Raw genomic sequence first — 2,942 nt, 5'->3', positions numbered from 1 at the left:
CCCAGCGCCGCCCGCACCCGGCTGAGCAGCTTGGTGGCCAGCAGCGAGTGGCCGCCCAGCTCGAAGAAGTCGTCGTCGATCCCGACCGCCTCCAGCCCGAGCACCTCCGCGAACAGCCCGCACAGGATCTCCTCCTGCGGCGTGCGCGCCGCACGGCCGGCGGACAGCGCACCGAAGTCCGGTTCGGGCAGCGCCCGGTGGTCGACCTTGCCGCTGCCCGTCAGGGGCAGGGCGTCGAGCAGGACGACGGCGGCCGGCACCATGTAGCCGGGCAGTGACTCGGCGGCGAACCGCCGCAGCTCGACGGCGAGTTCGGGCGACTCCTGACCCACGGTGCAGTGGGCGACCAACCGCCGGTCGCCGGTGTCGCTCTCCCGGACGGTGACCACGGCCTGGCGGACGGCGGGGTGGCGGGCCAGCACCTGCTCGATCTCGCCGAGTTCGATGCGGAAGCCGCGGATCTTCACCTGGTGGTCGGTGCGGCCCAGGTACTCCACGCCGCCGTCGCGGGTGCGGCGCACCAGGTCCCCGGTGCGGTACATCCTCACACCCGGCTCGAAGGGGCAGGCCACGAAGCGCTCCGCCGTCAGGCCCGGCCGCGCCAGGTAGCCACGGGCCAGACCGCCGCCGGCCAGGTACAGCTCCCCCGGCACGCCGGCCGGGACGGGGTTGAGGTACTCGTCCAGGAGGTACGCCCGCACGCCGGCGATCGGGCCGCCGAGACCGGGGCGCTCCACCGCGTCGAACGGCTGGGTCAGCGCGTAGACGGTGGCCTCGGTCGGGCCGTAGAAGTTGTGGCCCGCGGTGTCGGGGTGCTCCCGCAGCCGCTGCCACAGTGCCTGGCCGACGGCCTCGCCGCCGAGCAGCAGGAGGCGCGGCGCGGGTGCGTCCAGCAGCCCCTCCTCGATCAGCTGCTCGGTGTACGACGGGGTGACGTGCAGGGCGTCGATGCCTGCGGCGGCCGTGTGGCGGACCAGGGCGGCCGGGTCGCGGCGCAGCTCGTCGCCGATCAGGTGCAGCTCGTGTCCGGCGAACATCCAGAGCACGGGCTCCAGGGAAGCGTCGAAGCAGAGCGAGGCGGTGAGCGCGATCCGCTGCCGGCCGTGGGCCTCCTCGGTGCCCCGGATCAGGGTGGCGCGGTGGGCGGCCAGCAGGGCGGCGACGGCGCCGTGCGGTACCACGACGCCCTTGGGGCGGCCGGTGGAGCCGGAGGTGTAGATGACGTAGGCGGCGTCGCCCGGGTCGGGGGCGCTCCATGCCGGGTCGGGCGCGCCGGCCTCGGAGTCCTCGGACGGCGGGGCGACGTCCAGGGTGCGCAGGCCGGCCAGCACCTCCGGCAGCGGCCAGCGGCCGTCGGTGAGGGCGAGCGCCGGGCGGGCGTCGGCGAGCATGTGGGCGGTGCGCTCGGCCGGGTACTCGGCGTCCAGCGGCAGGTAGGCGCCGCCGGCCTTGTGCACGGCGAGCATGGCGACCACCGTCTCCGCCGAGCGTGGCAGGGCGAGGGCGACCACCGACTCCGGGCCGGCGCCCGCGGCCCGCAGGCGGTGGGCCAGCCGGTCGGCCCGGGCGTTCAGCTCGGCGAAGGTCAGCGCGGTGTCGCCGCAGACCAGGGCGACGGCCTCCGGGGTGCGGGCGGCCTGGGCCGCGAAGGCGGCGGGCAGCAGCGGGACCTCGTCCGGCAGGGCGCCCCCGGCGGTCGGGAGCGCGGCCGGCTCCTGGGCCGACAGCAGCTCGATCCGGCCGATCGGCAGCTCGGGCCGGGCGACCACCGCCGCCAGCAGCCGGCCGAAGCGGACGGCGACGGCCTCGACCGTCTCCCGGTCGAAGAGGTCGGTGGCGTAGTCGAGGGCGCAGTCGATCCCGGCGGGCTCGCCGTCGGGGCCGAAGGACTCCTCGGCGATCAGGCTGAGGTCGAACTTGGCGGAGCCGGTGCCCGCCGCGAGGGGCTCGATGTGCAGGCCCGCCGTGGCCGGCTCGGCCTGCTCGTTGCTCTGGAGCACCAGCATGACCTGGAACAGCGGGTGGCGGGCGAGCGAGCGGGCCGGCCTGAGTTCCTCCACCAGGCGCTCGAAGGGCACGTCCTGGTGGGCGTAGGCGCCGAGGGCGGTCTCCCGGGCCCGGCCGAGCAGCTCGGCGAAGCTCGGGTTGCCGGACGTGTCGGTGCGCAGCACCAGGGTGTTGACGAAGAACCCGACCAGGTCGTCCAGCGCCTCGTCGCAGCGCCCGGCCACCACCGAGCCGATCGGGATGTCGGTACCCGCGCCGAGGCGGGTGAGCAGCGCGGCGAGGGCCGCCTGCACCGTCATGAACAGGGTGACCCGGTGGGCCCGGGAGAGCGCGGTCAACTCGCGGTGGCACTCGGCGCCGAGGGTGAGCGCCACCCGGTCGCCGCGGTGGGAGGCGACGGGCGGGCGGGGGCGGTCCAGCGGCAGCGTCGCCTCGTCCGGGAGGTCCGCCAGGGTCTCGCGCCAGTGGGCGAGTTGGCGGGCCGCCAGGCTCTCGGGGTCGGCCTCCTCGCCGAGCAGCTCGCGCTGCCAGAGCGCGTAGTCGGCATACTGGACGGGCAGCGGCGCCCAGCCGGGGGCGGTGCCCTCGGCGCGGGCCGCGTAGGCGCCGGTGAGGTCGCGGACCAGCGGGCCGAGGGACCAGCCGTCGCTGGCGATGTGGTGCAGTACCAGGACCAGTACGTGTTCTTCGGCCGAGATCCGCAACAGGGCGGCCCGGAGGGGGAGTTCGGTGCGCAGGTCGAAGGCGTGGCGGCACAGCCCGGCCACCGTGGCGGCCACCTCGTCGGCGGGGCAGTCCCGGGTGTCGAGCGGGACCACGGCCTCCTCGGCCGACAGGACGCGCTGGTACGGGGTGCCGTCCTCCTCGGCGATCAGCGTGCGCAGGCTCTCGTGCCGGGCCACCACGTCACCGAGGGCCAGCTCCAGCGCGGCCGT

Annotated in this window: 1 protein-coding gene; it reads right to left on the bottom strand. The window is 76.0% G+C overall.

All coding sequences use genetic code 11. From position 1 onward, the window contains the following. Positions 1 to 2,942, bottom strand: a 2,942-nt coding sequence (locus AB0O11_RS39260) for an amino acid adenylation domain-containing protein (RefSeq protein ID WP_363397396.1), incomplete at both ends; no start/stop codon positions are given.

The organism is Kitasatospora sp. NPDC093102 (assembly GCF_040683915.1).
In the GTDB taxonomy this organism is placed as follows: Bacteria; Actinomycetota; Actinomycetes; order Streptomycetales; family Streptomycetaceae; genus Kitasatospora.
The sequence above is the reverse complement of the archived record's forward strand: the minus strand, read 5'-3'. Positions and strand labels throughout refer to the sequence as shown.